This is a genomic window from Flavobacterium notoginsengisoli (assembly GCF_042686225.1).
Lineage (GTDB): Bacteria > Bacteroidota > Bacteroidia > Flavobacteriales > Flavobacteriaceae > Flavobacterium > Flavobacterium notoginsengisoli.
On record NZ_JBHUOT010000001.1, the window covers coordinates 246,147 to 271,769 of the forward strand.

21 protein-coding genes are annotated in these 25,623 nt (G+C 34.0%); all 21 read right to left on the reverse strand.

All coding sequences use genetic code 11. The features are described 5' to 3' along the window. Position 1 precedes the first annotated feature (1 nt). A complete protein-coding gene (ribB, locus tag ACFS3A_RS00865) occupies positions 2-1,135 on the reverse strand; it encodes a 3,4-dihydroxy-2-butanone-4-phosphate synthase (RefSeq protein WP_289665653.1) in 1,134 nt (377 codons plus the stop codon). A 2-nt stretch (positions 1,136-1,137) separates the two neighbouring features. Further along, a complete protein-coding gene (locus ACFS3A_RS00870) occupies positions 1,138-2,586 on the reverse strand; it encodes an LptF/LptG family permease (protein ID WP_379823302.1) in 1,449 nt (482 codons plus the stop codon). An 8-nt stretch (positions 2,587-2,594) separates the two neighbouring features. Further along, entirely contained in the window at positions 2,595-3,287 is a 693-nt protein-coding gene (locus tag ACFS3A_RS00875; protein ID WP_379823304.1) for a LolA family protein, read from the reverse strand. A 7-nt stretch (positions 3,288-3,294) separates the two neighbouring features. Next, complete coding sequence (locus ACFS3A_RS00880) at positions 3,295-5,748, reverse strand: FtsK/SpoIIIE family DNA translocase (protein WP_379823305.1); 2,454 nt, start codon at positions 5,746-5,748, stop codon at positions 3,295-3,297. An 18-nt stretch (positions 5,749-5,766) separates the two neighbouring features. Further along, positions 5,767-6,141, reverse strand: a complete 375-nt coding sequence (locus tag ACFS3A_RS00885) for a diacylglycerol kinase family protein (protein WP_379823307.1) — start codon at positions 6,139-6,141, stop codon at positions 5,767-5,769. Between the two features lie 13 nt (positions 6,142-6,154). Next, a complete protein-coding gene (gene tpx / locus ACFS3A_RS00890) occupies positions 6,155-6,652 on the reverse strand; it encodes a thiol peroxidase (RefSeq protein ID WP_289665663.1) in 498 nt (165 codons plus the stop codon). Positions 6,653-6,997: 345 nt separating this feature from the next. Further along, positions 6,998-7,255, reverse strand: a complete 258-nt coding sequence (locus tag ACFS3A_RS00895; RefSeq protein WP_008462029.1) for a DUF6952 family protein — start codon at positions 7,253-7,255, stop codon at positions 6,998-7,000. A gap of 23 nt (positions 7,256-7,278) precedes the next feature. Beyond that, a complete protein-coding gene (locus ACFS3A_RS00900; protein WP_007805605.1) occupies positions 7,279-7,587 on the reverse strand; it encodes a thioredoxin family protein in 309 nt (102 codons plus the stop codon). Positions 7,588-7,796: 209 nt separating this feature from the next. Continuing rightward, positions 7,797-8,435 carry a peroxiredoxin gene (locus ACFS3A_RS00905; RefSeq protein ID WP_053471125.1) on the reverse strand — a complete coding sequence of 213 codons (639 nt, stop codon included), beginning with the start codon at positions 8,433-8,435 and terminating at the stop codon, positions 7,797-7,799. Between the two features lie 125 nt (positions 8,436-8,560). Next, a complete protein-coding gene (locus tag ACFS3A_RS00910; protein ID WP_379823308.1) occupies positions 8,561-10,174 on the reverse strand; it encodes a glycoside hydrolase family 3 protein in 1,614 nt (537 codons plus the stop codon). Positions 10,175-10,176: 2 nt separating this feature from the next. Then, complete coding sequence (locus ACFS3A_RS00915; protein WP_379823311.1) at positions 10,177-10,626, reverse strand: GNAT family N-acetyltransferase; 450 nt, start codon at positions 10,624-10,626, stop codon at positions 10,177-10,179. Between the two features lie 152 nt (positions 10,627-10,778). Further along, entirely contained in the window at positions 10,779-11,120 is a 342-nt protein-coding gene (locus ACFS3A_RS00920) for a hypothetical protein (protein ID WP_379823313.1), read from the reverse strand. A gap of 31 nt (positions 11,121-11,151) precedes the next feature. Beyond that, entirely contained in the window at positions 11,152-12,414 is a 1,263-nt protein-coding gene (locus ACFS3A_RS00925; RefSeq protein ID WP_379823314.1) for an MFS transporter, read from the reverse strand. After that, positions 12,401-13,969 (reverse strand): family 10 glycosylhydrolase, encoded by a 1,569-nt coding sequence (locus ACFS3A_RS00930; RefSeq protein WP_379823315.1) that lies wholly within the window; start codon positions 13,967-13,969, stop codon positions 12,401-12,403. The genes ACFS3A_RS00925 and ACFS3A_RS00930 overlap by 14 nt, the downstream gene beginning before the upstream one ends. A gap of 93 nt (positions 13,970-14,062) precedes the next feature. Then, positions 14,063-15,334, reverse strand: coding sequence for an acyltransferase family protein (locus tag ACFS3A_RS00935; protein WP_379823316.1), 1,272 nt, complete (start codon positions 15,332-15,334; stop codon positions 14,063-14,065). A 59-nt stretch (positions 15,335-15,393) separates the two neighbouring features. Then, positions 15,394-16,599: an anhydro-N-acetylmuramic acid kinase gene (locus ACFS3A_RS00940; protein WP_379823317.1), complete on the reverse strand. Its 1,206-nt coding sequence runs from the start codon at positions 16,597-16,599 to the stop codon at positions 15,394-15,396. A 300-nt stretch (positions 16,600-16,899) separates the two neighbouring features. Further along, complete coding sequence (locus ACFS3A_RS00945) at positions 16,900-19,899, reverse strand: glycoside hydrolase family 3 N-terminal domain-containing protein (RefSeq protein WP_379823319.1); 3,000 nt, start codon at positions 19,897-19,899, stop codon at positions 16,900-16,902. A gap of 52 nt (positions 19,900-19,951) precedes the next feature. Then, positions 19,952-21,457 carry a sodium:solute symporter gene (locus ACFS3A_RS00950; protein WP_379823320.1) on the reverse strand — a complete coding sequence of 502 codons (1,506 nt, stop codon included), beginning with the start codon at positions 21,455-21,457 and terminating at the stop codon, positions 19,952-19,954. A gap of 24 nt (positions 21,458-21,481) precedes the next feature. Continuing rightward, the gene (gene murQ / locus ACFS3A_RS00955; protein WP_379823322.1) at positions 21,482-22,303 is read right to left on the reverse strand and encodes an N-acetylmuramic acid 6-phosphate etherase; all 822 of its coding nucleotides are present in this window, start codon (positions 22,301-22,303) and stop codon (positions 21,482-21,484) included. 133 nt (positions 22,304-22,436) lie between these two features. Next, on the reverse strand, positions 22,437-23,636 hold the full coding sequence (locus ACFS3A_RS00960; RefSeq protein WP_379823323.1) for an exo-beta-N-acetylmuramidase NamZ family protein: 1,200 nt from the start codon (positions 23,634-23,636) through the stop codon (positions 22,437-22,439). A gap of 242 nt (positions 23,637-23,878) precedes the next feature. Beyond that, positions 23,879-25,615 (reverse strand): RagB/SusD family nutrient uptake outer membrane protein, encoded by a 1,737-nt coding sequence (locus ACFS3A_RS00965; protein WP_379823325.1) that lies wholly within the window; start codon positions 25,613-25,615, stop codon positions 23,879-23,881. Positions 25,616-25,623: the final 8 nt, after the last annotated feature.

A 25,623-nucleotide genomic window follows, 5' to 3' on the forward strand; every position in this document is an offset into this window, starting at 1 on the left:
ATTAGTAATTAACGTATTCTGTAATTTCAAGACCATAACCAATCATTCCGACGCGTTTTGTTTGTTCAGTATTAGAAACTAATCTGATTTTAGAAATGTCTATATCGTGAAGGATTTGAGCTCCAATTCCATAGTCTTTACTGTCAATAATCACTTTGGGAGCTTTTAAGGTTCCTTGTGACTGAAGTGTTTTAAGCTCTGAAATTCGATTTAAAAGATTAACTGCTGTCATGTCTTGATTAATGAAAATAACAGCGCCTTTTCCGTTCTCGTTAATTACTTTGAACATATCGTCTAACTGTTGTTCTGCATTATTGGTCAAAGTTCCTAATAAATCGTTATTCACCTGAGAAGAGTGGATTCTGGTCAAAATAGGCTCTCCAAGGTTCCAGGTTCCCTTAGTTAGTGCAATATGTATTTGTTTGTTGGTAGTCTGTTCGTATGCTCTTAATCTGAAAGTTCCAAAACGGGTTTCAATATCAAAATCCTCTTTTTTGACGATAAGACTGTCGTGCTGCATTCTGTAAGCAACTAAATCTTCAATCGAAACTAATTTTAGATCGAATTTTTTAGCTACTTTTATTAATTCTGGTAAACGAGACATTGTGCCGTCTTCATTAAGGATTTCGCAGATAACACCAGCAGGTTTAAATCCGGCCAGACGTGCAAAGTCTATAGCGGCTTCGGTATGGCCTGTTCTTCTCAAAACACCACCTTGTTTAGCAATTAAAGGGAAAATATGTCCTGGTCGGGCTAAATCATGTGGTTTTGTATTTGGATCAACTAAAGCTTCAACTGTTTTGGAACGATCTGCAGCAGAGATTCCGGTTGTAACTCCGTTTCCTTTTAAATCAACAGAAACGGTAAAAGCGGTTTCCATATGATCTGTATTATTGGTAACCATGGCGCGAAGATCAAGTTCTTTGCAACGGCTTTCTGTTAATGGTGTACAGATTAAACCGCGTCCATGAGTAGCCATAAAGTTGATCATTTCTGGTGTTATTTTTTCAGCTGCAGCCAAAAAATCACCTTCATTTTCGCGATCTTCATCATCGACTACAATGATTACTTTACCTTGACGAATATCTTCTATAGCTTCCTCAATGGTATTTAGTTGTATTTTTGTTGTTGACATAATTATTTTTGCTTTTGAGCAGGTAAGAACCGCTCGGAAATTTTCTGAAATAGTTGTGAAATCGGAGTTGTAATCGCGTCAAAATTAATTAATCCATTGTCGTTTGTTGCGCGATAGGTTAAAAGAATCGCTAATGGCAATAAGATAAACGATGACATCCATGATCCCATAAACGGAGTCATACCACCTTCTTGCGATAATCTTTTTCCGAAAGTATTAATAAAGTGAAAAGTGATAAAAATTAATACAGCAAATACGATTGGAAGTCCAAGTCCGCCTTTTCTGATAATAGCACCAAGTGGAGCTCCAATAAAGAACATTAAGAAACAGGCGAAGGCAATCACGAACTTTTCATATAATGCACTCAAATGTTTGTTAATTTCGCGTTGTTTGTCTTTTAGGTCTTTTTGTGTAGTTTCGATCGAATAAATGTTACTGGTAACATTACTTCCTGCCATTTTCAAAATATCTACTTTGTCTTTGTTGGAATACATCGACATAAGATTGCTTGGTAATTGTTTTTTCTTGGCTTGTATGGCAGAAGAAAATTTGCGAATTCCAACACGCTGATTGATGTTTTCAGAAAAAGAGACAATTTCATTATCCAGATTTTTGTTTAATGAATCTAAAGTATAACGTAATTCATTAACATTCAGCATGGCATTTGTACCAGCAATACTTTCTTTACTGTCGTCAACCTTGTTTAATTCAGATAAGTCAATATTGATAATCTGTTTTTTAAATTTTCCTTTTATGAAGGGTAGCTTTGCACGATCTTCATATTTTTTAGGAGTAACATCCTGATAATAATAGCCATCATTTAAAACAAGTTTCAGAATGCTCGATTTTTCGCTGCTTACCAGTTCACCGGTTTTCGATTTAATAACTGTTTTGTTTTCGCCCATATTATTAGGCTTTTCATGAATGGTTACTTCCGTAAGTTTGTTTCCGTTTTCTCCCGATTTTTTTACAACTTTAATGTTATAAAAGCCAACGTCATTAAATTGTCCTTCAACAATAGCCATAGCAGGTTTAGCTTGTGCAATGTTTTTTCTAAAGTTTACGAATTTATATTCTGCATACGGAATAACATTATTGGCAAACCAAAATGCAACAATACTTAAAACGAAAATAAAGATAATCAACACCCGCATAGCTCTCTGAAGTGAGATTCCTGATGATTTCATTGCAGCAAACTCATAATTCTCTGCTAAATTACCAAAGGTCATAATTGAAGCCAATAAAACGGATAAAGGAAGTACTAGCGGGATAATACGAGGCATAGAAAAAAGCAGGAATTTCACAACCAATATTAAGTCGAGATCTTTACCTGCTAGTTCTGATATAAATAGCCATACTGTTTGCAGTATGAATATGAAAAATAAGATTACAAATACCGTGGTAAATGTAAGTAAGAATGTTTTTAATAAGTATTTGTCTAGAATTTTCAACCTTCTGATTAATCTAATTTATTAATGTAGTATTTCGGGTATTTACTCGCTACAAATGTAAATTGATTTTTTGATAATGGCTGATTGGTTTTAAAAGAATTAACGGTTAAAGTTGTTTTTGTTCCGTTTTTTCCAGTTTCAATCAAATTATAAATGTGTTTGGTCTGAACATCAACACCTAAAAGAATTTCTTTTCTTTGGTCTTTTCCACTTGTTGGAACTAATTTGATGTATTGAATTTTTCTCCCTTTTACATTTTGTACAATATCCATCGTGTATTTATAACCTGAATTGAAAAAAGTAAGCATTTTTGATGGAGTGATGGCATTGTCATCTTTCTCGTTTACTTTAGAAATAGTAACTTCTTCGTCTTCAGGAACGATTGTATAGGTTTTTTGACCATCAAAAATTTTAGTCACACCCATGAAATTCAAAACATATTGATTGCCTTTCATCGTAACGTTTCCTTTACTGTCCTGGTTAATGTTTTCTTTAGCATTATTCAAAGAATATTTAAAGTCAATAACAATATTGTCATAACTTTTAATTTTTGAAGTTACTTCGTTCAATAAATCTTTAGCTTTTTTATCCTGAGCCTGAACAGAAGTGAAACTCAAAAGCAAAATAATTGCTAATTGAAAACACTTTTTAGTCATGTTTGTGATAGAATTGTTGTTGATTTCTTGAATTTTTACTTTCATGATTGGATTAATTTTGTTCATTATTAAAAAACTGATCAAGAGCACTTAAATCTAAGATGTTTACACTGCGTGCTTTACTACCCTCAAACGGACCAACAATTCCTGCTGCTTCCAGCTGATCAATTAAACGACCGGCTCTGTTGTATCCTAATTTTAGTTTTCGTTGTAATAAAGAAGCAGAACCCTGCTGGGCATTGACAATTATCTCTGCCGCTTCTCTAAATAAAGTATCTCTTTCGGAAATATCTATATCAAGATTAATGCCAGTTTCTTCTCCAACAAACTCTGGAAGTAAATAAGCTGTAGCATATGCTTTTTGTCCGCCAATAAAATCCGTAATTTTTTCAACTTCCGGAGTATCAATAAAGGCACACTGTACACGCACAACATCATTTCCATTGGTATAAAGTAAATCTCCTCGTCCAATTAACTGATCAGCTCCTTGTGTGTCCAGGATAGTTCTTGAATCGATTTTCGAAGTTACTCGAAAGGCAATTCTGGCAGGGAAATTGGCTTTGATCAAACCTGTAATTACGTTTACAGAAGGTCTTTGTGTCGCGATAATTAAGTGAATTCCGATAGCACGAGCTAACTGAGCCAAACGGGCAATTGGGATTTCAACTTCTTTCCCGGCTGTCATAATTAAATCAGCGAACTCGTCGACTACCAAAACGATATAAGGTAAAAATCGGTGGCCGGCTTCCGGATTCAGTTTTCTGGATTTGAATTTTTCGTTGTATTCTTTAATATTACGAACCATCGCATCTTTTAATAAAGAATAGCGATTATCCATTTCGGTACAAAGTGAGTTTAAAGTGTTTACGACTTTTGCATTATCAGTAATAATAGCATCTTCGGTATCTGGAAGTTTTGCTAAATAATGTCTTTCAATTTTATTGAAAAGCGTAAGTTCTACTTTTTTTGGATCTACCAAAACGAATTTTACTTCTGCCGGATGTTTTTTGTATAACAATGAAGTTAAAACCGCATTCAATCCAACAGATTTTCCTTGTCCGGTTGCTCCTGCCATCAATAAATGGGGCATTTTGGCAAGATCGACAACAAAAGTTTCGTTTGAAATGGTTTTTCCTAATGCAATTGGTAGCTCCATTTCTGCTTCTTGAAATTTTGCAGCTCCAATTACGCTCTTCATAGAAACCATAGTTGGGTTTTTGTTCGGAACCTCAATACCGATAGTACCTTTTCCTGGAATTGGCGCAATAATACGAATTCCTAATGCTGATAATGACAACGCAATATCATCTTCTAAACTCTTAATTTTTGAAATTCTGATTCCGGCTTCCGGAACAATTTCATACAAAGTAACCGATGGTCCAACAGTTGCTTTGATTTGTGCAATTTCAATTTTGTAGTTACGAAGCGTATCTACAATTTTGTTTTTATTTTCTTCTAATTCTTCCTGGTTGATTGTAATTCCTCCAGTCGAATACTCTTTTAATAAATCGATGGTTGGGAATTTATAGTTGGATAAATCCAAAGTTGGATCAAATAATCCAAAATCGGCAACTAAGCGAGAAGCCAGATTTTCTTCAATAATATCTTCTTCTTCGGCTTTTTCAATTACAAAAGCTTCGTCAGGAGAAACTAGTGGTAGTTCTTGTTTTGGGGTAATTGGTTTTAAAACAGGATTTAACTCAATTTCAGACGAATGAGAAATGGTTGGTTTTAAGGCTTCTTTATTAAGTTCGAATTGAGTGTCAACCGTTTTGATGTGAATATCATCTATTTCAGGATCACTTTCAATTTCTTCTTTAATAGCAAATTCTTCTAAGTTATAAGCGCTTTCAGGTTGGTTTACAGCTGGTTTTAAAGTGTCTAATTCCGATTTGAATTCTTTTTTAGTAGAATCAAAATAAGATTGAATTTTTTCCGGAGATAATTTGATTTTGAAAATCAGATATACAATTAAACCAAAAAGTAGTGTAAGCAGAGTACCTGTTTTTCCGATATAATCCTGAAGAAATAAGTTTAATTCGTAACCAATTGTACCGCCTAATTCAGGGGCAGAAGTGGCGAAAAAACCAAATAAAATTGAAACGATTATGATGGCAAAAATGTCCCAAAACCAGGTGTTTTTTAACTTTTGAGTCGAAAGCTCTAAAGCCAAAAACATTCCGGTAAGGAAAAACAAACGTACAAAAATGAATGAAGCAAGTCCGAAACCTCTATAGATAATCAAATCAGCTAAATAAGCTCCGAATTTTCCGAGCCAATTTTCTGCAACTTCTGTACGGTCACCAAGCTGATTTACGACACTTTGGTCATTTTGCCATTGTCCATTTACATAAAAAGAAATAAATGCAACTAATAGTGCAATGGAGAAAAGAACCAAAAGGCAGCCCAAAACAAATTTCTGTGGTTTGTTCATCTTCCAGGATCTTTTATTTCCTTGTTGTTTGTCGTTTTTTTTATCTACAGTTTCTTTTTTATTTTTTGCCATTCTTGCGTTTTCCTTTGCCTAAATAAATTTTGGAATATAAATAATCAAGCCTATTGCTATTGCAGTCATTGCAGCAAAAAATACTGCCCCTGCAGCAATATCTTTTATAAAACCGATTCGTTTGCTGTAATCAGGATGGATAAAATCGGCAATTTTTTCAACTGCCGTATTTAATCCTTCAATGCTTAAAACCAAACCGATGGCAAATGTCTGGGACAGCCACTCGGTTTGTGAAATGTGAAAATAGAACCCCGCAATGGTCATGATAATTCCCAATGAGAACTGCACCATGATACTGTGTTCTGTTTTAATCAATTTTACAGCTCCTTTAAATGCATAAGTCATGCTTTTTAAACGACCTGTAACAAAAGTATTGTCTTTTTGAAACTCCATTTAAGGGAAAATATTATAGCGCAGCCAAAGCAGCTTCGTAATTTGGTTCGTTTGCAATTTCGGCAACTTGTTCCGTGTGAACAACTTTTCCGTCAGCATCAACAACAATGATTGCTCTTGAGTGTAAACCTGCAAGAGGCCCGTCAACGATTTCTAGACCGTTTGCTTTACCAAAAGCACCAGTTTGAAAATCTGATAAGTTTACTACATTTTCTAAACCTTCGGCACCGCAAAAACGTTTTTGAGCAAAAGGCAAATCTCTTGAAATACATAAAACAGTAGTATTTTCTAATCCGCTTGCACTTGCGTTGAAAGTTCTAACAGATGTTGCGCAAGTTCCTGTATCAACACTTGGGAAGATATTTAAAACTAATTTTTTACCAGCGAAAGTACTTAAAGAAGCAACTGATAAATCGTTTTGAACTAATTTGAAGTCAGCTAATTGTGATCCAACTGCTGGCAATTCGCCTGATGTATGAACTGGATTTCCTCCTAATGTGATAGATGCCATGATTTTTGTTTAAAATTAATGAGGTTCAAAAGTAAGGATTAATATTTGAATCTAAAAGTATTTGTTATGGGTTTAAGGAGAGATTAAGGAGATGGATTTCTATCCTAGTTTGCATATTGATTGGACACGGATCACACAGATTTGCTTACACAAAAACGCGGATCTAAACGGATTTTTTTATATAACATTTTCTCATAAAAACAAAAAAATCCGTTTAGATCCGCGACTTCACGAAGTGAATCCGTGTCATCCGTGTGCCATTTACCACAATACAAAAAAAGCGTCCTAAAATTAGAAACGCTTTCTCAGCCTTGTTTTTTGTTTATTCTTGGGAAGGAGGTCGATTTATTTATCGATTGAACCTAATACACGTTTCATGAACGTATTTAGAGCCTCTTTTTTGTCTGTTCCTTGTGCTACAAGTTTTTGAACTTCAAGAGCACCATACATATTTGAAATCAATTCACCTATCACGTCTAATTCTTCATCTTTAAGAGAAGGAATTTCGGTCATTGCTTCCAGAACTTCGATCGTTTCAATGATATAATCCTGATCGTTTTCTTCGATGAATTGCGTTAAATGCTTAATTACTGGTAATTTCATGTTGTGGAGTTTTAAATGATGAATTAAGCAATTGCGTTTACAAGATCGATTAAAACTTCTTGTTTGTTGGTTTGTGTTTCGCCAACTAATTGTCCGTTTACGAAAGTTGCGAATGTTGGCAGGTTGCTCACATTAGCTAATTTTCTTGATTCAGGAGAATTTTCTGCATCAACCAAAACAAAAGTGATAGCTTCATTTTCTGTTGCTAATTTTTTGAATTTTGGTTTCATAATACGGCAATTTCCACACCATGAAGCTGAATATTGTACTACTACTTTTTCGTTTTTAGCAACTAAATCTGCTAACGTATCTTCGTTTAAGTCGATTAACATAGTTTTTATTTTTAAGACACTAAGTTGCTAAGGTTCTAAGATGCTAAGTTTGCTCTCGAACCGAATAACTTATGTGGATTTATTTGATAGATTTTTTTAAGTCTTTGAGATTCTAAGATCTAAGTTTAATCTTAGAATCTCTCGACTTTTATTGTAGAATTTTTATATAAGATTCAAAAGTTAACTTAGCAACTAAGAACCTTAGAAGCTTAATTAGCGCTTAAGTATTCAGCAGTACTAACTCTGTCTGCAGACATAGCTTCTTTACCAGCTTCCCAGTTTGCTGGACAAACTTCACCTTTAGTTTGGATGTGAGTGTAAGCGTCAACCATTCTTAAGTATTCGTTTACGTTACGTCCTAATGGCATATCGTTTACGCTTTCGTGGAAGATTTTTCCAGTTTCGTCAATTAGGTAAGTAGCTCTGTAAGTTACGTTTGAACCTTCGATGATAACTGAATCAGTATCTTCGCTGTAGCTTGTAGATTCGATATCAAGAATACCTAAAATGTTAGCTAAGTTACGGTTTGTATCTGCTAAGATTGGGTAAGTAACACCTTCGATTCCACCATTGTTTTTTGGAGTATTTAACCAAGCAAAGTGAACTTCGTTTGTATCACAAGAAGCACCAATTACGATAGTATTTCTTTTCTCAAATTCTGGTAATGCAGCTTGAAAGGCGTGTAATTCTGTTGGACATACAAAAGTAAAATCTTTTGGGTACCAAAATAAAAGTACTTTTTTATTGTTGTTTACTGCTTCTTCAAAAATGTTGATTTTTAAATTGTCACCCATTTCTGAGATAGCATCTACTGCAATACTTGGGAATTTTTTTCCTACTAAAGACATAATTTTCGTTTTACGTTAAATATTTATTTCTGGTGCAAAAATAGGGTACAAGTGCAGGTTTTTACAATAAGATATGATTATTAATATTTATAAGTTGATAAATTTTGACTATTTTGTGTTTTAACTTATTGAATTTCAATGTTTACGGGTAAAACGCCGTTTGAACTATTTTTTGCTAAAAATTGAATTCCTGCAGTTTTTTGAAATTCTTCAAAATCCTGATAGGCTTCCACCAGTCCTGAAGCCTTTTTCAGATTTGGAATTAAGGGTAAAGAATATGGATTTCCGAAAACGTAAACGATACATTTTTTGTTTTGAAGTAAATCAGAAAGCAATTCTAAAACTTCATTGTCAATTTCAAAATTGTTGAGCGGTTTTGCCTTTGGAACAAATAATGAAATTAAAATAGTTTCAAAATTTTCTAATTCTTTTTTGATAGATGAAATCTCTGAAACTTCTAAATTTTCAAAAGCAAATTCTGGAGAAGGTAATTCTGAATTTAAAGTTTTAAAGAATGTATTTTCAGTATTTTTATATAAACTAAGTTTGGCTAATTTGTTGTTTTTATGAGCTTCAAATGCTAATTCTGAACTTGAATTATCAATAATCGTTGTAATCGCATTTTGAGCAATTTCTAAATTTATTTTTGATGTTTTTTCGAAATCTAATTCGCCTGAAACAGCTGTGTTTCCAGAAAGAATTCCAGCTTTTTCTTTAGCTTTCATAATTCGGTTAAAACTTTCGAAAATACGGTCTGGAGAAGCATTTTTATAAATCGTTTCAATTCCTTCAGGAACATTTTCAGCAAAGCATAAAACATCATTTCCTGCATTAAAGGCTTCCCATTCTAATTGGCCTTTGGTTTCATACAGTTTCGAAACGCTGTGCATATTTAAAGCATCTGAAATTACTAAGCCGTCATAACCTAATTTATTACGCAAAAGATCCTGAATAACAGCTTTTGATAAGGTTGCCGAAGTATCTTTTCCGTCATTTAAACTTGGAACAGCCAAATGTCCAATCATAATCGAATCGACATTATTTTCGATTCCTTTAATGAATGGATACAATTCGTTTTCCATCAATTCTTCTAAAGTCTCCTTTAAAACTGGTAATCCTAAATGCGAATCGACATTCGTATTTCCATGTCCGGGAAAGTGTTTCAGACAACCTAAAACGCCAACTTCCGACATTCCTTTTAGATATTCAACAGCAAAATCGGCTACTTTTCCTTTGTTTTCGCCAAAAGAACGATACCCAATAACGGGATTATTTGGATTATTGTTGATGTCTGCCAAAGGCGATAAATTATACTGAATTCCAGCAGCTTTTAAATCTAAACCAATTTGTTTTCCAACTTCGTAAACCAAATCAGATTTGTTTTCTGGTAAAGCACCAAGCGTTATTGCATAAGGATATTGCGGTGTTTTTTCGATACGCATTGCTAAACCCCATTCCGCATCAATACTAATTAAAAGTGGAGTAGGTGCGACTTTTTGATAACGAACGATTAATGCTTTGATTTTTTCGTAACTGTCATCGTTGAAAACAATTTTTTTCTTGCTTTCATAATTGGTTGCAGCGCTCGCACGGCTGTGGAAAAAAGTCAGTCCGCCAATATTATGTTCTTTGATTAAACGTTCCGTTTCCAGAATATTTTCTTCGGTATCGTTGATGAAAACGGCAGGGAAAAAGAATTGCCCTATTTTTTGTTTTAATGCTTCGGCAGTGATTTTCATTATTATAAAGTCTTTTTCATGCAGACACTATTATCCATTTTTTCGTAAGGCGGATAATTTGGAATGATGGTGTAATTTAATTTTTGATATAAATTGATGGCTTCCGGCTGATTTTTGCCAGTTTCCAAAATGGTATAAGTATAACCAGCTTCTTTAGCCCAAATTTCCAATTCGGCTAAAATTTTCGATGCAATTCCTTTATTTCGAAAATCAGGATGAACATACATTCTTTTGATTTCAGTCGTACCGCTTTCTTTCTCTCTAAAAGCTCCACATCCAACAGGAATTCCGTCTTCGTAATAAACAATGGTATGCTTTATTTTATCTGTTTTATTGTACTGATTGTAAAAAGCATGATCTTCACCGTCTCTAACGGCTAATTCTTGATCTAATATAACAACTAGATTTATAAAATCAATATCATCTGAGTTTGTTTGTTTTATGTGAATCATGATTTTATAGCTTTTTTGTTTTTGCGTTAATTTTTGAAAAATAGAAATAGTTTTAGAGCAGTTAAAGGCATAGCTATGTTTTGGGAAACTAGTTTCTCTTTTTTTTCTCTTTTTTAAATAAAATAATTCTATGTTTCTATGTGTTTAAAAAACTATTTCAATTTTGCCTTCTTTTGTTTGGCTAATTGCTTTTGGGTTTCAATGGCTTTTTCCAATCGGTTTTTGAATCGGAAAAGTTTTGGTAAACCTTCTAATCGGTCTACAAGTGTGATTTCTTCGTAAACCAAAATGGCTTTTTCTAAAACCCTAATTTCGTTGTCGAGATCGTTTTGATTTTTGTAAATCGTTGCCAGTCGATCGTAAGGGTGATTTCCTTTAAAGCTTTCTGCGACATTTTCTTCATACAATTCAATTGCTTTTTCAAGATTTCCATTTTTCTCGAACTCAGTTCCTTTCAGATTTCGTTCGGCCTGCAAATTTTCATTGATTTCCATATGTAAGAGTTTGATTTGGGATTTAAACTTCTTATGATTTTTTCCCAAAATCTTTCGGGAAAACTAAAAAACGTGATAAAATAAGACCTGGAATTGTCGCTATTAAAACCCAAATAAAAAAGTTTTGATAGCCTAAAAATTTCTGAATATAACCGCTCAACATTCCCGGAAGCATCATTCCTAATGCCATAAAACCAGTTGCCAATGCATAATGTGCTGTTTTGGATTCTCCTTCGGCAACATGAATCAAATACATCATAAACGCTGTAAAACCAAAACCGTAACCAAATTGTTCTAAAATCACAACGGCATAAATGTAATAAATTGATGTCGGGTGAAAAAATGCTAAAAGTATAAAACCAATAATGGGTAAATGCATGGCTAAAAACATTGGAAACATCCATTTGGTAAGACCATGTCTGGAAATAGCAATTCCGCCTAAAATCCCGCCTAACGTTAATGCTGCAACTCCAAATGTTCCGTAAATAATTCCAACGGCTTCCGTATCTAATCCCATTCCGCCAAGTTCTTTTCCATCCAATAAAAAAGGACTTAACATTTTAAGCAGTTGTGATTCTCCTAATCTGAAGACCAGAACAAAGGCTAGGATTAATCCGATTTGTTTTTTCTTGAAGAAACTAATGAATATGGTTCCAAAATTTTGATGAGGAGTTTCTTTTTTGCTTTCTACAGCATTAATTTCATTTTTTGGTGTAAAAATGAAATTGTAAACCGTAATAAATGTCATTAACAAACCAACACAAATCATTGTGTAAGACCAGGCTTTTGTGTTGTCTCCATATTTATGTTCCAAATATCCTGCAAAAAGTACCACCAATCCGTTTCCGGCAAGCATCGAAAGTCTGTAGAAAGTACTTCTAATTCCGATAAAGAAAGATTGCTTGTCTTCCGGTAAAACCAATAAATAGAAACCGTCTGTTGCAATATCATTGGAAGCCGAAGCAAAAGCGGCAACCCAGAATATGGCCAGCGACATCATGAAAAATCCGTTGGTTGGAATGGCTAATCCGACCAGTAAAAAGGCGGTCGAAATTAATAACTGCATTGATAAAAACCATTTTCTTTTGGTTCCGATTAACTCAATAAGCGGACTCCAAAGCGGTTTTACTACCCACGGAAGATATAATAAACTGGTGTAGACTCCGATATCTTCATTTGAAATTCCCAGATTTTTGTACATAATTACCGAAACTGAAATAATTATGGCATAAGGCAATCCAGATGCAAAGTTCAGAAGTGGAATCCAGAACCAAGGTTTATTATCTATTTTCATTTGGTTGTGCAGGTGTATAGTTTTTAAATGGTTTTTTTAGATCGATTGTAGTTGGCGAGCTTTCGTTGGCGTAATAATCAATGAAAGTCACAGCGCAGGCTTTGTACAGATTTAGTTTTCCACCAGCAATTGAGAAAGTAATTTTTCCGTCAACTTCTTTTACGGTTACTTTTTCAACAATTTTTGTAGCATCGTTAATGTCGATTTTTGAGATATGATCGCCTCCATAAACCACCATATAACGAACTTTCGTATTTAGCGGACTTTTTATTGTAAAGTTGTATCGAATACTGTCTTTGTTGTATTCAATTAGTCTTGGTGTATCAATAATTACATGTCTTAAGTTTGGAACTGCTGCAGGAAGTGCCGGATATTTATATTGATTTTCTTCTAAATGACGAACCACATCGAAGTTTTTACCCATGAACCACTTTGAGCTGAAATAAGCACTTCCGGACACGTTTTTAAAGGTTCTCAGAAAATCAACCTGTGTTGGGATTTCAGTCATAAAATTCCAGCTTTTATCTGAGTCGCCTCTAATTTTATAAGAAGCATGACCAATGTAAATAGCGGTGTTTTTTGCATTTTCTGACCACCATTTTACTAATTTGGAGTAAGATGCTCTTGTATTGTTCATACTCCAATACAATTGAGGCAGAATATAATCAATCCATTTTTGATCCATCCATAACATTGGATCTGCATATAAATCATCGTAATTAGAAGTTGACTGTGTTTCAGAACCTCTTGGATCCTGAGATTTATTTCTCCAAACTCCAAAAGGACTAATTCCAAATTGAACCCAAGGTTTGCTGTCTTTTATTGTTGTCGAAATAGTGTGTACAAAGTTGCTCACATTGGCACGACGCCAATCGGCACGGCTTAAACCTGCACCATATTTTTGGTAAGAAGCGTTGTCGTTAAATACTTTCCCGGGAACAGCATACGGATAAAAATAATCATCAAAATGAATGGCATCAATGTCGTATTTGTCCACAACTTCTTTAACTACTTTTGTTAAATGCGCCTGAACTTCCGGTAAAGCCGGATCGTAATAATATTTTCCGCCGTATTCAATCATCCATTCCGGATGTTTAAAAAGATCATGTCCCGGACTTAAAAGGTTTTTGTTTAAATCGAAAGTCGCACGATAAGGATTTAACCAAGCGTGAAATTCAAATCCACGATTGTGCGCCTGCTCAATCATCCATGCCAATGCATCGTAATACGGATTTGGAGCTAAACCTTCTTTTCCAGTTAAAAAACGAGACCAAGGGGCAAATTCAGAAGGATAAATGGCATCGCCCACACTTCGAACCTGAACGATTACGGCATTGTAATTTAATTTCTTGTATGCTTCTAAAATCTCAAGATAATCAGCTTTTTCTTTCTCTACGTTATCAATGCTTGTTTTTGGCCAGTCAATATTGACTACAGTGGCGATCCAAACACCTCTAAATTCGTTTTTAGGATGCATTGTATTTTCCTGTGCGGCAATCGTCGAAACGAAAAATATAAATAGAAAAGAGAATATTAAATACTGATTTTTATGCATTTCAATGTTTTTTAACAAAAACCAAAAGTAGTTTTTTTAGATGATTAAAGGAAATTTAAATTTCGCAATAATAATACCATTCTTTCTGAAATACTAAACTTTGAAGATCAGTTTTCTTTTATGCAAAATCCATAAGATAATTGACCAGAAAAGGGCATAAGCCAGCGCATAAGCTAAAGATGCGTTTAATGGATTTTCAAAATGAGGAACAATTCCGTATTGGTATAGGTAAGCTTGAAAACCAATTTCTTCGCCTCCAATTTCCGGATTTTGCATCTTGATAGAACTCATTACTCTTGGAATTATTCCAGAAAAGTAAAAGACAATCATTGGATTTACACCCCAGATTAAAAACAATTTGGCCCACTTTTTATAATTCGCCACATCGATAACATAGTACAGAAACGTCAAACATAAAGTAGCAATTCCTCCTGTATATAAAACATAAGAACTTGTCCAAAGAGATTTGTTAATTGGGAAAATAATATTCCAAACTAATCCTGAAATCAATAACACGATTCCGGAGATTGCCAGTTTTTTTACAATTTCGATTTTAGAAACAGATAAATTTAAAATTTGCCCGATAAACATTCCTGTAATTCCAGTTGCTATGGCTGGTAAAGTACTTAAAATTCCTTCCGGATCCCAAGTTTTAGAAACGCTCCAAAGGTGTCCGTTTAAAAGTAAATTATCAAGCCAGGCCGCAAGATTGGTGCCTTTTTCAAAGTTGGCTTCTCCAATTCCGGGAACAGGGACAAAAGCCATGAACAAATAATATCCAACCAGAATTGAAACTGCGGTTATAATCTGTGTTTTTAAATTGGTTTTTAAATATAAGAGAGAAGTAAAGAAATAAACAATACCAATTCGCTGTAAAACTCCTGGAATTCTAGTGTCTTCAAAGTGTTCTAAACCGCTGTAGGCTAAAAATAGTAATACAGCTAAGATTCCGAAAACAAGATAGGTTTTGACTTTTAAGCTGAAATCTCCCAAAAGCGCATAAGCGATTCCGAAGAAAATAACGAGTCTTACTGCTAAAAGAGGAAAGCCTTCCAAACCAAATAAATGTATTCTGCCGAAAAAAGCTAAAGAAAATCCTAAACAAAAAATACGCAGTGATCGAACTAAAATTTTATTAAAAACAGCACCATCAAGATGTTTAACCGGCATGGCAAAAGGGATTGCTGTTCCCATGATAAAAACGAAAAAAGGAAAAACTAAATCGGTTGGAGTACAGCCATGCCATTCTGCATGTTCTAATGGCGGATAAATAGAAGACCAGCTTCCGGGATTGTTCACTATCGTCATTAGAAAAATAGTAAATCCTCTAAAAACATCCAGTGAGGTTAAACGTTCTTTTGTCATGGTTTTGGTTATTAATAGTTTATTGTTTGTGGTTTATTGTTTGTGGCTGGTTTTAAAAATTAATCAGGAAATGAAATTTTCCCCATAGTTACTGATGGAATTTTTACAGAATTAAATTTAAAATCTCCTCCCGCAACAGTTTCATTGGCTAAAACAGCAAATAGAATCGCTTCTTTGGCATCACTGTTAATTCCTAAATCATCGCTTTTGAAGAAAGAGCAAGGCAGTAATTCTTTTAACCATTGTACGATTAATGGATTATTGGCTCCGCCGCCGGAAAGATATATTTTAAAGTCTTCAATTTTATAAGAAGAGTTTTTAACAGCAAATTGAATCGCTTCTGCAATAGTTTCGGCTGTAAAACGTGTTAAAGTCGCCAATAAATCGGGAGCTAAAATATCGGTAAGATTACTTTTTGAAAGTGCTAATTCTACATATTCAGCATTAAATAATTCCTGCCCGATCGTTTTTGGGAAACCTTTTTTGAAAAATGCATTGTCTTTCAAATTGTCTAATAAAATCTGATTTACATTTCCTTGTTTGGCTATTTCAGCATCTTTATCGTAGCTTTTGTCTAGGAAATATTTCTTCACAAAAAGATCAATTAAGGTATTTCCTGTTCCGGTATCGGTTACAAAAGTATCTTCATTTTTTATGTCTGATGGCAGATAAGTAAAATTGGCAATTCCGCCAATATTCAACATAATTCTGTTTTCGCCTTCTTTTCCAAATAAAAAATAATCGCCATAAACCGCTAACGGAGCACCTTCGCCACCCGCAGCAACGTGTTTTTGTCTAAAATCAGATAAGGTGATAATTCCCGTTTTTACTGCAATATGATCGCCGTCTCCAATTTGCAAAGTAGCATTTGGAAATTTCTCCTGCTGATGCAAAAATTTTGGTGCATGCAAAACCGTTTGTCCATGAGAAGCGATTAAATCAATTGCTGAAGCTGGAATATTCCATTTTTCTAAGGTTGCATTTACCATTTCCGTATGAAGCAAGCCAATCCATTCGTTGAGCAAAGCCAAATGCTGAAAATCGATATTTTTTTGAGCAAAGACTTTACGAATTTCTGTTTTGATTTCTTCAGAGTAACTAATCGTTTCAAACTGAGCCAGCTTTACATTGGTATTTACACCAGATCCTGAAATTTCGCATAAGGCAATATCCAATCCGTCAAGAGAAGTCCCCGACATCAGTCCAATAATACGTTTCGTTTCTTTTTGAGCAATTTGATAAAGTGCTTCAATATTTTTGTTCATGAAAGTTTGTTTAAAATGCAGCTAAAGTTAATTAGTTGGAAGCGATTAATTTTATTAAACACATAGAAACATAGGTTTTATATTATTTACCATTAAGGCATTAAGTTAATAAAGCTAAGTCTTAATTTTCTTTTTATCATTTAGGATTAAGTTCATAAAGTTTAGCTTAATTTTCTTAATGTCTTAATGGTAAAAAAAGAAACTTAATTTTAAGGAGCTATGTGCTTTATTCTAAGTGAAACGACTTTTATAAGCTAATAAAATCTATGTCTCTATGTGTTTAAAAAATAATAGGCAAAGTTATTTTATTATAGATTCATAAATTATCTTCTGAATATCTTCACGAATTTTTTCTTTCGCTAATTTATTGCCTTCTTCGCCAACTTCGGGATACGTTCTGTTGGATAAAAACACATAAACAGTTTCGTTTTCAGGATCAACCCAGGCCATATTTCCTGTAAAACCAGTATGACCAAAACTTGATTTCGAAGCACATTGACAAGTCGGCCCGTCTTTTCCTAATCTTTTGTCGAAACCTAAACCTCTTTCTACGCCCTGATCACAATAAAAGCAAGTATTAAAAGTATCAAATGTAGCTTCAGAAAAATAACGTTCACCGCCATAACTTCCTTTTTGAAGAAAAAGCTGCATCATTTTGGCAACATCCATCGCATTGGAGAAAATTCCTGCGTGTCCGGCAACGCCGCCTTCCATCGCTGCTGCCATATCGTGTACATAACCTTGTATCAATTGATGTCTGAAATAATTATCAATTTCGGTTGGAGCAATTACATTTTTGTCAAATTTCAACAATGGATTATAGGTTGTATAATTCATTCCCAACGAATTGAAAAAGTTCTTCTGACTTAAATCTTCCAATTTTTCATGTGTGGCTCTTTCCAGATAATCTTTTAAAATAATAAAAGTAAAATCGCTGTATTTGTATTCTTTTTTAAGAGAAATAGGGGAGTCGGCAATAAATTTCATGATCGTGTCATGATAATCATTTCTAATGTAAAGACTGTCGGCTACTTTAGTTGTGAAATTGTTTTCTGCAACTTTTCGATAATATTTATCAGAAGGAAACCCCTTGGCATCTAATGTCGATTTGTAAAACGGACTCCACGCAATTAATCCCGCATAATGATTTAAAAGATCTTTAAACGAAATATCTTTTTTGTTTGATTTAGCAAACATTGGAAGCATGGTTCCTAATTTGGTGTCTAACTCAACTTTATTTTTATCGTATAACTGCATTACGTTTGGAAGCGTGGAAATCATTTTTGAAATCGAAGCAACGTCGTATAAATCAGTATTCGAAACTTTTACTTTTTTGTCATAAGTTTGATATCCGTAAGATTTCTGAAAAACGACACTGCCTTTTCTTGCGACTAAAACCTGCATTCCAGGAGCCATTTTTCCGTCAATTGCTTTTTTGGCAATCGCGTCTATTTTGTCAAGAATTGCCGAATTCATTCCGACATTTTCTGGTGTTTCAAAACCTAAACGATCGATTTTTTCGGTATCGATTCCATCATTTACTTTAAAATTATCGTTGATTGAAACGGGTAATTTTCCTTTGGCACTTTTTGCTCCAAATAAAATTTCGGCAGAAACAATCTGAGAAATCGTTGAGTTTTGGTACGAAACCATCAATCCTTCAATAGCATCAAAATTTTTGATAGAAAGAAGCGAATACGGTTTTGCAAAAACGTCTAGAATTACTTTATTATTTTCGGCAATTTTATTTAGAAAAAACAATTCATTTGAAGAGAAATCTTGTTTTTCCCAAGCTTTATTCACTTTGTGATAACTCACAATAACTAAATCGTATTTCTTTAATTGTTTGTTTAAAGAATCAATGTTGGTATTTGAAACTTCTGTTATTTCAGTATATTTTTTTAAGGTTGAAACAAAAGCACTGTTGACATCTTCTCCCAGTTTTACGTAAGCAATTTTCTGATTCAGATTTTTAATTGGAAGAATGTCTTTTCTATTTTTTAAAACGGTAGCCGCATTTTCAAACAAATTGTATTGAAGCGCATCTTTATCTGGGCTGGTTAAATCTTTTTGCAGATTTTTTAAATCAACAGGTTTGTATTTATTTAAACCTGCTTTGAATTTGTAATGCAGAATTTTTTTAACGGAATGAGCTAAACGTTCTTCGGTAATCTGGCCATTTGCATAAAAGACTTTTAATTTTTCTAAAGCGGCGGGAACATCATCCGGACAAAGGAAAATATCATTTCCTGCCTGTAAAACAGCCAATTCCAAATCGCCGATAGGTTTAAAATTACTGGCGCCTTTCATGCCTAAACCATCTGTAAAAATAAGTCCTTCGAAACCTAATTGTTTCTGAAGAAGTTCGGTAACAACATTATAAGAAGCAGAAGACGGAACATTTTCTTTTGGTTCTAAACTCGGAATATTAAGATGCGCCACCATGACAGAAGCCAGACCTTCGTCAAAAAGCTGTTTATAAGGATATATTTCCACTTCATCCAAATGTTCTTTCGTAAAAGAAACGGTTGGAAGTGCTTTATGCGAATCGACTGCCGTATCGCCGTGACCCGGAAAATGTTTTCCTGTACATAAAACACCTTGGCTTTGAATACCTTTCATAATTGCCGAAGCACGATTGGCAACATTGGTTTTGCTTTCGCCAAAAGAACGATTTCCGATAATGGGATTCAGCGGATTGGTATTAATGTCTAAAACGGGAGCAAAGTTGAAATGAATGCCCATTCTTTTGCATTCGCTTCCCATTTGTTTTCCGACTTTTTCAATAAGATTTAAATCCTGAATCGCGCCCAAAGTCATGTTCCAAGGATAAGCGTAAGTAGAATCTAAACGCATGCTTAATCCCCATTCGGCATCAAGTCCTATAAACAGCGGCACTTTGGCTTTTGACTGATAGATGTTGGTTAATTTCGCTTGACGAACCGGCCCGCCCTGAAAGAAAATAATACCGCCTATTTTGTATTTTGAAACCAGTTCTTTTACTTTATTAACATGTACAGAATCTTTGTTAGAATAAGCATTTGCAAAAAATAATTGACCTAGTTTTTCGTCTAGCGTCATTTGGCTGTAAATACTGTCTGCCCAACGATTTTCGGCATCACAATCGGGAACAAAAGGTTTTTTTTCTGATTTGCTTTTTGGTACGTAAACTTCTTTATTTTCTGTAGAAATAGGTTCAGTTTTATTAACAGTCGTTTTACTTTTTTTAGAAACACCGCAATTGATGATTAAAAAAAGAACAGCAGTAAGCAAACCTATTTTTATAATAGTATTTTTCATGAAATCATTTTTTTGCATTCAGATAAAATTCTGAATTGCTTTATTTTGGCTTTTAGAAAGAGATTTTTTCTTCTGTGCGTTTACTGGTGAAATAAATTCCGATATAAGTAAACAATCCGTTGATGATAATTAATTCGTTATCAAAAGTGTATCCGAATAATTGTGCTGAATTTTCACTTAAGAAATACGTGAATATTGGAGAAATAAGACAGATAATCGGAATTAGTCTGTCGTTTACTAATCTTGATTTTTGCAATAATCCAAAAGCGTACAATCCTAATAAAGGGCCGTAAGTGTAAGATGCTGCTCTGAAAATTAGTGCCACAACAGAAGCGTCATTAAAGGAATTTAAGACAATAATTACCAGAAAAAGCAATATTGAAAAAGCGAAATGCACCCAATGTCTTATTGTTACATTTTTGTGATTATCCAGATTTTCAGATTTATCCATTCCAAGAAAATCGACACAAAATGAAGTTGTCAAAGCCGTTAAAGCCGAGTCGGTTGTTGCAAAAGTCGCTGCGATAATTCCTAAAAGGAAAACAAAAGCCGGAACAATTGACAAATGATTTAAAGCAATTTCTGGAAAAAGTAAATCGGTTCTTGGTTTTCCTGTCGCTAAATCTAATGGAATTTCAACATTGTTTTTTGCAGCGTAGATGTATAATAAAGCACCTAAACTCAAGAAAATAATATTGATTAAAACAAAAATTCCTGTAAACGTAAACATGTTTTTTTGTGCTTCGCCGATGTTTTTACAGCTTAAATTTTTCTGCATTAAATCTTGATCGAGCCCAACCATTGCAATAGTAACAAACATTCCTCCTAAAATCTGCTTTACAAAGTGGTACTTGCTCGTAAGGAAATCATCAAAGAAAAATATTTTAGAATAATTACTTTTCTGAATGGTTGAAACCGACTCAAGAACAGTCAGGTTAAGACTGTCACAAACAAAATAAATGGTTATAAACACGGAACTAACTAAAAAAAACGTCTGTAAAGTATCGGTAATAATAATCGTTTTTAGACCGCTTCTAAAAGTGTATAAAAAGATAAGCGCCAAAGCTAAAAGTACCGTTACAGGAAATGGAATATGAAAATCGTTGAACACGTATCGCTGTAAAACAATAACCACCAAATACAATCTAAAAGCAGAGCTAATGGTTCTGCTGACCAAGAAAATCGAAGCTGCCGTTTTGTAACTTCTAATTCCCATTCTTTGTTCGATGTAGCTGTAAATCGAAGTCAGATTCATTCTGTAATAGAGTGGCAGCAGGACTTTTGCAATAATGATAAAACCAATTGCGTTTCCTAAAACAAATTGGAAATATTTGAACTGTTCTCCGTTTGGCGAACCGACTTCTCCAGGAACCGAAATAAAGGTCACGCCAGAAAGTGCTGTTCCAATCATACCAAACGCAACTAGATACCATTTGGAATTTTTATTTGCTTTGAAAAAAGAATCATTGTCTTGTCCTTTTTTACTGATTACATTTGAAATAAAGAGTAAAAGGCCAAAATAAACAAAGATAAAAATGAGAATTGTAGTAGAAGACATTTTGGTTTTGGTTTAGTTTTTAGGTTATTTTTTGCTGTTATGATCTAATAAAACAGCGCGTACACTTTTATGTTTTTGCAGTAATTCTTCGGCTAAATCATATTCAATTTCTAATTCTTCCATAATCATTTTGATGCCTCGTTTTACTAGTTTTTCATTAGACAACTGCATGTCGACCATTTTGTTGCCTTTTACTTTTCCAAGTTTAATCATTACTGAAGTCGAAATCATGTTCAAAGTCAGTTTTTGAGCTGTTCCTGCTTTCATTCTTGTACTTCCGGTTAGGAATTCTGGCCCAACGATTACTTCAATTGGAAAGTCAGCTTCTTGTGCTATAAGTCCATTGCTGATACAAGAAATACTTCCTGTTTTAATATTGTGTTCTTTAGCTTTTTTCAAAGCACCTAAAACATAAGGCGTATTTCCAGAAGCAGCAATTCCGATAATAAAATCCAGACTTGAAATTTCAAATTTAGCTAAATCTTTCCAAGCTTGTTCGGTATCGTCTTCTGCATTTTCAACCGCTTTTCGAATCGCAGTGTCGCCGCCGGCAATAATTCCGATAATCATATCATGTGGCACACCAAAAGTTGGCGGGCATTCAGAAGCATCTAAAATTCCGATACGCCCAGAAGTTCCAGCTCCAATATAAAATAATCTACCGCCCAATTGCATTTTCTTAACGATTGCTTTAACCAGTTTTTCAATTTTAGGAATCTGTCCTTCGATAATTTCTGGTACTTTTCGATCTTCTGTATTGATGTTGGTCAACAGCTCTTTCACTGTCATTTGATCTAAATCTTTGTATAAAGATTCTTGTTCGGTTTCAGGATTTTTATTCTTCATTTTTTTTCTTTTTTTGGTTGAGAAATGACAGATTTTCTTGGGATCTTTCATTTCGATAATTTATATAGGAAATCTCTATTTTATTAAAAAATAGTCAGTTTTGGGGTTTTTGGCGGGGAATGAAAAGTTATATTTAGTAAAGTAAATACGGTTTTCTCATGATTTGAAAAGCTTCTAAATCTTTTTTCCAGCTTGCGCGAATTTCTTTTTCAGAAACACCCGATTCAATTTGCTGTTTTAATTTTTTTGTTCCGGCCAGTTTGGTAAAAAAGACATTAAAAAATTTAGATTTGTCGCTGGTATTTTGATAGGCTTTTAAGAGCCATTTTAATTCTAATTGTTTGAGTCTTGGGTAGGAAGTTAAATCTTCGCCAAAACATTCTTTTCCGTTATAAAGAGGATCTTTGGCTCCAAAATTGGGTTTCGGCGTAAAGCTGAAATTGGTTTTGGTTAAATAAGGAGAACCGTAAATCTGAAATTGCTTTTCTGTTCCACGCCCCATGCTTACATTAGTTCCTTCAAAAAGGCATAAACTGGCGTATAGATTAATAGACTGATCGTTTGGTAAATTTGGAGAGGGTTTTACTAATAAGCTGTATTCCATTGTACGTTTATAATTGGAACATGGAATTACAGTTAGTTTACATTGAGCTCCATCTTTAAGCCATTTTTGTCCATTAATCATTTGGGCATATTCTCCAATTGTCATTCCGTGAAGAAGTGGAATAGTGTGCATGCCGACAAAACTGGTAAATTCTTTTTCTAAAAGCGGGCCATCAACAATACTTCCATTCGGATTTGGTCTGTCCAAAATTAGAAGCGGGACATTGTTTTCGGCGCAAGCCTCCATTACATAATGCAAAGAAGAAATATAGGTGTAAAAACGAGCACCAACATCCTGGAGATCAAAAATCATAATATCGATCCCGTTTAATTGTTGAGGTTTTGGTTTTTTATTGTCTCCGTAAAGAGAAATGATGGATAATCCTGTTTTTGGATCTTTTCCGTCAACAACATGTTCTCCTGCATCGGCAGTTCCTCTAAAACCGTGTTCTGGCGCGAAGATGGTTTGAATGGCAATTTTTTTCTCCAGTAAAAAATCAACTAAATGGGTTTTGTTAGATAAAATCCCCGTTTGATTAGTTACAATTCCTATTTTTTTGTCTTTTAAAAGCGGTAAATATTTCTCGTAATTATCTGCTCCAGTTTTTATTGCTGGAGGATTAATTTCTGATGTGCCGTAGTTTACAGCTGTTGAGAACGAATTAGAATACAAAGACGTAATAAACAGAGAACTTAAAATAAAGACACTTTTTGAGATGAATTTTATCATTTTAATTACAATTAATAGTTAGGCAAAAATTGACTAATAAAATTAAGCTATTATTTGATTGGTTGTTGTTTTGATTGATGATGAGAAATGATGATCTGAAATTTCAGATTGAGGGTTTTAACTTCTCTCTTTTGTCAATTGATTATACATTGAAAAAGAGTGTTTAAATACTGCCTCTGGTTAGATTGGTTCCAGAGGCAGTTTTTATTATAAAGGACAAATAATCTATTTATTGTTTTGAATTACCAGCCTGGGTTTTGTTTTAATTCAACACCTTCTGCAGCATATAGATTAATGTCATTTGTTGGGATCGCACTTAGATAATTTTTTGGCGAAACAAACAGTCTAGACACACCTGCAGCATAAGGAATTACATATCCGTCTGAATTTACTCTTGTCTTAGAGTTAGTTCCAATTAAAGCAGGTATTCTAGCTCCTAAAACAACATCTGGGTTGGAATTAGTGTCCAGATAATCTCCTTTTTTCCAACGCATAAGATCTTCTTTTCTCATTGTCGTCCAAGCCATAAATTCGATTCTGCGTTCACGACGAATCTCCCATATAATTGGATTAACAATTCCAGAAATTTGTTCTAATGCAGTTGTTCTTTGCGGGTCGTTTATTTGTACTCCACTTGCAGTAGCATTTGTACCATCTGTAGTCAAAGTAGCGATTCCTGCACGTGTACGAACTTTGTTTAGTGATAAATCAAGATCAACATTAGTAATTGTTCCTAATTCTGCACAGGCTTCAGCATAATTTAAGTAAACTTCACTTAATGTAAAAACTGGAGCGTCAATTTGATTTTGCCCAATTGTTGAAACGTCTGTACCTGTTGTAGCAGGGTTATTATATAATTGAAATACATAACCTGTGATAGAGGTTAAACCATTATACGGTTTATCAGAGTAAGCATAATCTGCTGTACTGAAAGCTTTAGCAAACCTTGGGTCTCTGTTGGCAAAAGTATTAGCAATAGTATTGTCGCCTAAAAATTGAGCATTTCCAGCTTGCTTGATAGGAAGTCCATTTGTAGTTACATAACTTTCTGCAGCAAATTTTGTCAACCCGTTTTGAACTGTAGAGGTATTTGTATAAGCTTGCACTGAATTTCCTAAAACACCTTTAATGTATCTTTTGGTTAAAATTACCTCAGTATTATTCATTAACTCAACAGAGTTGTAAAGTGCTTTCCAATCTGCATTTAGTTTGAAAGAATTATTATTCATTACCGCTAAAGAAGCTTCTTTTGCTTTTTGAAGATAAGCATTTCCGTTCTGCCCTAAATTATATTTTCTGTAAGTACCTTCGCTCAAACATACTCGGCTTAATAATGCATAAGTGGTATATTTATTTACAGTAACATTGCTATCATCAACGTTTAATAACATTGGAATGGCTTCTTCCAAATCTTTGATAACATTGTCTATTACTTCAGCTCTCGATAACGCCGGTTTGTAAACATTAGGATCACTTTGCGCTAGATACTTATCTGTATACGGCACATCGCCAAACTGCTGTGCTAAACGAAAATATGTATGAGCTCTAAAAAACTTTGCAACACCTATGTAGTGATTTTTCTTTGTTTGATCCATAGGTACATTTGGCACTCTTTCTAACATAAGATTACAACGGCGAACCAAAGTGTAATATTCGTTCCAGTTTGCATTAGTTGCATTTGGAGCCGTTAAAAAGTTAGTAAAAACGTTCATGGCTAAATTGTCGTCTATTAATCCTGTAGACGAAGCGTGAAAGTAAAAATCAGCGGTAGTACCAGCATTATTTCCGTATCCATTAAACGTATTATAGTTTAACCAAGAAAACGTTTTTACGTTATTTTCTGAAGTCCAAAAGTTTGCATCTGTAAATACATCTTCTGGTGGTGTATCCAAAAAATCTGAACAGCTAACAGTCAAACTTGCAAAAGTAAGTAAGGCAACTGAAAGTTTTATTCTTGAATTTATTATTAATTTTTTCATCTTAATTA